The sequence below is a fragment of the Streptomyces sp. NRRL F-2664 genome (genome assembly GCF_000719345.1).
Taxonomy (GTDB): domain Bacteria; phylum Actinomycetota; class Actinomycetes; order Streptomycetales; family Streptomycetaceae; genus Streptomyces.
Map to the genome: position 1 here is coordinate 1 of NZ_JOFX01000100.1, position 6,334 is coordinate 6,334.

Here is a 6,334-nt window from a genome sequence, read left to right on the forward strand (position 1 = left end):
CCACCCGCTACGAAAAACGGGCCTACATCTCCCTCGGCACCGTCACCCTCGCAGCCCTCATCATCTGGCTCCGCACATGATCCGAGAAACACTGCCTAATCCGGGAGACGCCGGGGAGGGTGGGTGAAGGCCGCCCGCTCGGCGTACGACGCGCGGGTGGCCGGGGCCGGGGGCCCGCGAAGCGGGGCGGCGGGCGGATGAGGCCTGGCCCACGAGACCACAATGGTCCACATCGCGTCCCGGGGAAACTACGGCGTCCCGCGCGTCACCGCCGGACTACGCCGACAGGACCTGGCGGCCAGCGCAAGCGGGTCGCACGGGTTATGTGGGAGCACGGCACTGCCGGGAACAGCCGGCGCGCCGGACGGACGCCGCAGCCTGACAGAAGCCGACACGGGGGCCGCCCCAGCACGGGCCGGGGCAACAGCGGCTGCACAGTTTCCACTCGGGGAGATTTGCACGCACCGAGGCTTGTTGACGGGTGCGCGTCAAGCGTATTCTCGCAGAGAATCTGTCAGGCCACGGCGGTGACCACCTCGCTGCACCGGGCGGGAGGCACGTATGTCGCGCGCACCGAACACGCGATTAGCTCATTTAATCAGGGCGGCCGACTGGAGCCCCGCTCAGGTCACTGCGGCCCTGCGCAACGTAGCCGCCGAGCAAAACCTGACACTAAGCGTCCATCCAACCACAGTGAAACGCTGGTTGGATGGCACACAACCACGGCCTCCGATCCCCGCCCTGCTTCTGGAATGCCTCTCCCATCGGCTAGGTCGCCCCATCACCGCACACGAGGCCGGTCTCACCCGGGCCCCCGCCGTGATCATGGATCCTGCCTGGGACGCCGACCCTCTTCGCAAGCTGATCCATCTCACTCAGTCGGAGCTCGACCCATTCCGTAGGGCTCTGCCAAGTGAGGGAGTCTTCACGGCCACAGCACTAGACTTCAGTGATCTAGTTGACACCCCAATTGTGTCAGCGGCAACAAATGAATCACCACGGCCCATAGATCAAGGGGAGCCGAGCGGCCTGCATCAACTGCATTCTATGACTGAGGTATTTGCAGACTGCGGTGACGAGTTCGGCGGCCAGCACATCCGTGCCGCCCTAGCCGCCTATGTGGCCCACGAAGTTGTTCCTCGCCTATACCGCCCACTCCGCACAGGCAACCATCACAGTCAGCTCACTGCCGCCGCACAACTCGTTTTACTACTGGGCGACATGTGTGCCGACAGTGGCCGCCACACTACTGCTCAGCACTTTCACCAGATCGCCGCCCGATTTGCCGCCGACGCCCGTGACCATGCGACCCTCGCCGTAGGCCTACGTAAGATGGCTACTCATGCTCACAACCTCGGCCATGACGACCGAGTGGTGCTGCATCTCGCCGAACGGGCCGACCGGCACGCCGAGCATGCCCCCCTCGCCGTCCGCGCCTACACTCAAGTCAACCTGGCTGTCCTTAGAGCCCGTGACGATCCCCGCGCCGCCATGGCCGCCCTCGCCCGTGCCGAAGACCTGCATGCACGGGCTGCCGCTGACCCGGGGCCTTTCAGCAGCTACCCACCTGGTGCCGTGTACTACCAACGCGCCCAGGTGGCAGCCATTCTCAAAGACCCCGCTGGTGCCCTAAGGGCATTAAGTACCTCCCTACGCCTGCGCACTCGAAAAGAACGACTCCCTGCGGTCCTCACTCGCGCCCGTATCGCTGAAATCCACTTGCGTATGGGGCACGTCGACGCTGCCATCACCCAGTGGAATGCCCTCCTCGATATCTACCCCACCATCAGCTCCACCCGTGCCGAACAGCACCTCGCCGCAGCAATCCATCACTTGCGACCCTACCAAGGTCTTGGCGACGTCGCCGACCTCTTCGACCGCATCATAACGCTCGCCGGCCTGTCCCAGTGACGAGACGAGCGGCTCAATTGCTGCTCCATCGACAGGCGTGCTCGCCCAACCGCCGAAGTCACGTCGACTGAGATACCAATGCAAGGGGAAATCAAGCGGATCTTGCATAGCCGAAGAGTACTCCTTCTCTGTACAGCACTTACATTGACACATCAAGCTGCCCCGAGACTGTAATTCGTTCGGTGTAACTCCCGATCAAGGAAGATGCGCCGATGGCCGCGGCCGAGGCCTGTGAGACACCAGACCCTTAGCCGTCGGTGGCGGTGGGGGACCGGCTGATCGACGAACTCGGCTTGGCCCAGCCCGAGGGCCTCCGGTTGACCGGCGAGGCGGTCTGCTGCAACAGCTGACGAAGCAGCTGCTGGAGTCCGCCTCGAGGGCGATATCACCGACCACCTTGGCTATGACAAGGACGACCCGGCCGGAAAGAGCGGCAACAACTCCCGCAACGGCAACCGCGCGAAGACCGTGCTGACGGGCGTCGGGCCGGTGGAGATATCCCTGCCCCGCGACCGCGACGGGTCCTTCTAGCCGGAGATCGTCCGCAGAAAGCATCTGTCCGGCGGGGACAAGATGGTCATCTTCCTCTCCGCGAAGGGCCTGACAACCGGCGACGTCCAGGCCCACATTGCTGAGGTCAAAGGTCATGACGGCATGGCCGAGTGGCATAACCGGCCCCTCGACTCGTCCATCCCGTGCTCTTCATCGACGCCATCCACGTGAAGATCCGCGACGGCGCCGTCGCGAACCGACCGATCTGCGTCGTCACTGCCGAGGGCCGGCGGGTCATCCTGGGGCCGTGGGCCGGCGACGCCAGCGAGGGCGACAAGCACTGGATGCGCATCCTCACCGAAATCAAGAACCGCGGCGTGAACGACGTCCTCATGTTCGTCTGCGACGACCTGAAGGGCCTGCCCGCGGTCGAGACGGTCGGGCGCCGCACGACCGTCCAGACCTGCGTGGTTCATCTGCTGCGGGACTCCTTTCCCATGCCGCCCACCAGGAGCGGGACAAGATCGTGCAGCTCATCAAGCCCGTCTGCACTGCCGCGACCGGCGGCGTGGCCCTGGAGCGCTTCGCCGAGTTCGCCGACGCCTGGGGCCGGAAGCGATTGTGCGGCTGTGGGAGAACGCGTGGGAGGAGATCGCGCCGTTCCCCCGGTTCGACACCGAGATCCACCGCATCGTCTGCACCACCAACGCGATCGAGTCCGTGAACGCCAAGATCGGGCGGGCGGTCAAGGCCCGTGGACACATCCCCAACGAGACCGCGGTCCTGAAGTCCGTCTACACGGCGATCATGTCTCTGGACCCCACCGGCAAGGGCCAGGCCCGCTGGACGATGCGCTAGAAAACCGCACGGAACGCCTTCGACATCACCTTCGACGGCCGACTCTCCACAGCCCGTCATTAGCGCCAACCACCCCCGATACACCGTTCGATTGACAGATGGAGCAAATACAGCGGTCATGGCAGTGGGACCTCACCGATCGTGACGAGTGCAGCGGTGTATCCGACGTCTGGCGCAGTGAGTCTGTTCAACTTCCAGTTGCGGCCGGTGTGCCTGGCGAACCAGTCGTCGCCAGGGCCGGGCAGGACGTCGACCGAGGGGAAGCAGCGGGCCAGCCCCCACCCGGTGGCCTTGGCGACGGCTTCTTTGCCCGTCCACATGGTGTGAAAGACGGTGGGACGCGCGGAAGGGTGGACTTCACTGAGGAAGTCGTGTTCGGCTGGTGTGAGGACGTAGGCCAGCATGCCGGGAGTGAGGCGCTGGGCCACCACCTTCTCCACGTCGATGCCTGGGTGGCCAGAGGCCGCAGGGCAGAGCGCCACCACACCCAGCGGCCCTGAGTGCGAGGTGCTGATCCGCAGCCCGGGCTGGCCGGGTAGACAGGGGCGGCCCCGGGGGTCCGTGCCGATGAAGATCTCCCGAGGCGCAAGCAGAAGGTGTTCGGACAGCACGGCGCGGAGCAGTCCCCGGCGAACGATGAAGCGGGAACGGACCAAGGGTGCGGGCAGCCGTTTGGCCCTGATGCGTTCAGGCTCGCTGAGCAGGGACCACCAGGGAGCGGGATCCTGATCGAGGTTCAACCAGCGGATATTGACAGGAAGTTGGCGGCTCAGGGGAACATCGCGGGGAAGTCGCGGGGGCAGATCGGCAGTGAGGCGGGGCGCTGTCCCGACCTGCGGGCCATTGACCTCTGCCACTCCCTGTAGGGGACGCGAGCGGGGAGCTAAACCACGGCATGGCACTTGAGACCTGGGGTCGTCAGGAGGGTTTCCCCGGCAGCAGTGGTCACCCGGAGCAGTGGGGATGGGAATAGGACGGGTCATGGTAGCCCCCTCCATAGAGCCATCAATCACCGGCTGCTTGCCGGTATGCCGCAACTGATGGGCAGTACAGCACCGACCTGCCGTGCTCGAAAGCCTCGAGCACGGCAAAGGATGTGCACATCCTGCAACTAGGTGAATTTGTGAAAACCAGGCGGAAAGCCTCTCCTGAAAATGGCCTTCTGCAGGGCAGGGAGCGTGGACAGAGCCTTGCCCTTGAGGTCCGGGGTAGCGATAGTCAAGAGTTGTGGATCGGCTGAGGTGGTTCATGCCGCGACAGGTCCGTCCAGCACTGAAGCCTCCCCTTGGTGAGTTCAACCCGTCAGCGCAACACCTGATCATTTCGGTGTTGATCTGCTGGTGGGACTTCGTGGCTCGGTTGGGGCGTCCTGGGCTGTCGGATGCGGAAGCGGGAACTGTGGCGGCGCTGGAAGGACGGCGAGTCTCTCAATTCTTCGAGCGGGACCGCATACCAGTGGACGTAGATCTCGGTCACATCGACCACGTTGAACGTTCTCCTTGCCATCTGGCGCTTCCCTCGACCTCGAACCACTGATCGAAGAAGCGTCCGTGTTCCCGACGGCCAGGACTATGACCCCCGCCACCCACGATCCCAATCTTCACGTTGATCGCGTCCACGAAGACCACTGAATAGACGCCGGTCAAGCGGACATGACTGCCATTCGGCCATGCCCTACATCACCGCGTCGGTGATCGTGGTGATGGTCTGCTTGGAGACCTCCGCCCCGTAGACCTCTGCTAGGTGAGCGGATATTCGTGACTGTCGGCGATCACGAAATTCCCCAGGTGGAGCGCGCTCCGCGTCACGTAATTTCCCACTCCGCGGTCACGTAATTCCCCACGGGCACCGCCTCTCCCCTGCTGTCCCGGCTGGCCAGGAACCGGTGTGTCAGTGCTGCTGCCGGTGCTGCCTCCGCCGCTCCCGCCGCCTGCACCAGCGCCGCTTCCGAACTGGTGCCCGCCGCCTCCCCCTGCGGTGTGGGGATCAGCGCTGCCGCCCGCGCCGCCCCGGTTGGGGCCTGCACTGAGGGCGGTGCCGGTACCGCCTTGACCGCCGGGGTGCCGAATAGAGGGCCGGGCCTGTCCTCCCAGTGACCGCTGCCCACTCCCCCGCGCTGTCCTCTGATCTGAGGACGCTCCGGCTGCCGTGCCGGTGGAAAACTGGCGCTACCGCATGCCGATTCGACCCAGAGGTGGCCGGCACATGAATATCAGGATGAAAATAGCGACTGTACTGGCCGGTGCCGCACTGTGCGGGACCGCAGCCATAGGCACAGCCTCGGCCTCAACAGCACCGCCGACCCCCGCCACAGCCACGGCTCCCACCGGGACAGCTGCCGCACCTGCGCAGTCCAGCGCCCAGTCATGGCAGGTTTACAACGCCTCCCCCTACCTCCTGAGGCTGGACAACATCAGCCACATCAACGGCGGCACCATAGCCCCCTACAACGGCCCCTTCGCCTACCAGTGCGACGGCAAGCCCCCCGCTCTGGGATCTTTCGGGTCCGGCTGCATGGAAAACTTCAGCCTGGTCACGACACCGGGCCAGCAGAGCGGAGTACAGCTGCAGTTCTCAACCAACCAGGCCAACTTCAACGGCTCCGCAAAAATCTCTGTAACCGATGACGGCTCAGGAAACACCGCCTACCACGTAGACGACGAACAGGGCGACATCACCGTCGTCGCCAACGAGGCCGCCCGCGAACTGTTCATCACCACAGCACGGGACCAGACCGGCTCCAACACCGCCGGAATGTTCATCGACAAGAACCCCGCACAGCCAGGACAGCAAGTGACGGTCACGGGCTACTGCGGCAACCAGAGGACCGCCTCCCGGGTCTCCTCCCCGGCCTTCGCATCCGACGCAGACATCGTAATGAACAGCTCCCAGGACGGCTCCTACGAGGCAAAGGCCGCCATTGTGAACAGCTCACAGAACGGCCTTCCCTTCCCCGTCCAGGTCACCTGCAACGCGTCCGACTCCCCCGTCTCCCACGGCTACGGAATGATCCAGGTCAGCTGATCCCCGGCACACCCCGCGCATAGCGGCGCACGCACCGGCGCATGCGCCG

The 6,334-nt window shown here is 64.7% G+C and carries 4 protein-coding genes and 2 pseudogenes; 2 read left to right on the forward strand and 4 right to left on the reverse strand.

Annotation, left to right across the window (positions count from 1 at the left end; genetic code table 11):
• Positions 1-1,323 precede the first annotated feature (1,323 nt).
• Positions 1,324-1,524, reverse strand: coding sequence for a hypothetical protein (locus IF89_RS46485; RefSeq protein WP_051808060.1), 201 nt, complete (start codon positions 1,522-1,524; stop codon positions 1,324-1,326).
• A gap of 126 nt (positions 1,525-1,650) precedes the next feature.
• Positions 1,651-2,019, reverse strand: coding sequence for a hypothetical protein (locus tag IF89_RS46490; RefSeq protein ID WP_158718055.1), 369 nt, complete (start codon positions 2,017-2,019; stop codon positions 1,651-1,653).
• 149 nt (positions 2,020-2,168) lie between these two features.
• Here IF89_RS46490 and IF89_RS49200 point away from each other — a divergent pair.
• Positions 2,169-3,258: pseudogene (locus IF89_RS49200) on the forward strand (IS256 family transposase); the annotation flags it as partial.
• 119 nt (positions 3,259-3,377) lie between these two features.
• Here the strand turns inward: IF89_RS49200 and IF89_RS46495 are convergent.
• Together IF89_RS46495 and IF89_RS48370 are read right to left on the reverse strand one after the other, a co-directional pair.
• Positions 3,378-4,001, reverse strand: a complete 624-nt coding sequence (locus tag IF89_RS46495) for a 4'-phosphopantetheinyl transferase family protein (RefSeq protein ID WP_158718056.1) — start codon at positions 3,999-4,001, stop codon at positions 3,378-3,380.
• Positions 4,002-4,856: 855 nt separating this feature from the next.
• Positions 4,857-5,016: pseudogene (locus IF89_RS48370) on the reverse strand (transposase); the annotation flags it as partial.
• Between the two features lie 450 nt (positions 5,017-5,466).
• On the opposite strand from IF89_RS48370, the gene IF89_RS46500 reads away from it, so the two are divergent.
• Positions 5,467-6,285 (forward strand): hypothetical protein, encoded by an 819-nt coding sequence (locus IF89_RS46500; protein ID WP_158718057.1) that lies wholly within the window; start codon positions 5,467-5,469, stop codon positions 6,283-6,285.
• Positions 6,286-6,334 lie beyond the last annotated feature (49 nt).